General features: G+C 51.7%; 4 tRNA genes. All 4 read left to right on the top strand.

What is annotated here, in order from left to right:
* Positions 1-4: 4 nt before the first annotated feature.
* Positions 5-80, top strand: a tRNA-Val gene (locus tag HJG58_RS18665).
* A 24-nt stretch (positions 81-104) separates the two neighbouring features.
* A tRNA-Asp gene (locus HJG58_RS18660) sits at positions 105-181 on the top strand.
* Positions 182-228: 47 nt separating this feature from the next.
* Positions 229-305, top strand: a tRNA-Asp gene (locus HJG58_RS18655).
* Positions 306-394: 89 nt separating this feature from the next.
* Positions 395-470, top strand: a tRNA-Val gene (locus HJG58_RS18650).

Raw genomic sequence — 470 nt, 5'->3', positions numbered from 1 at the left:
TTAAGGGCGCTTAGCTCAGTTGGTAGAGCGTCTGCCTTACAAGCAGAATGTCGGCGGTTCGATCCCGTCAGCGCCCACCAAGCCTTTACGTTAAGCTCTCAAGTGCAGCGGTAGTTCAGTTGGTTAGAATACCGGCCTGTCACGCCGGGGGTCGCGGGTTCGAGCCCCGTCCGCTGCGCCACTTAAGACTTAACATCGTTTACCCCACAATTGCGATATTGTGAAAGTGCAGCGGTAGTTCAGTTGGTTAGAATACCGGCCTGTCACGCCGGGGGTCGCGGGTTCGAGCCCCGTCCGCTGCGCCACTTTTCAGTTCGGGTTGTGTTTGGAAGAAGATTTAAAATATAAAAGTTTTAAATCGGAAAATTAATAATTTATTAGTTTTTTCTTCTTAGGGCGCTTAGCTCAGTTGGTAGAGCGTCTGCCTTACAAGCAGAATGTCGGCGGTTCGATCCCGTCAGCGCCCACCA

This window comes from Acinetobacter geminorum, assembly GCF_013009345.1.
GTDB classification, from domain to species: domain Bacteria; phylum Pseudomonadota; class Gammaproteobacteria; order Pseudomonadales; family Moraxellaceae; genus Acinetobacter; species Acinetobacter geminorum.
The sequence above is the reverse complement of the archived record's forward strand: the minus strand, read 5'-3'. Positions and strand labels throughout refer to the sequence as shown.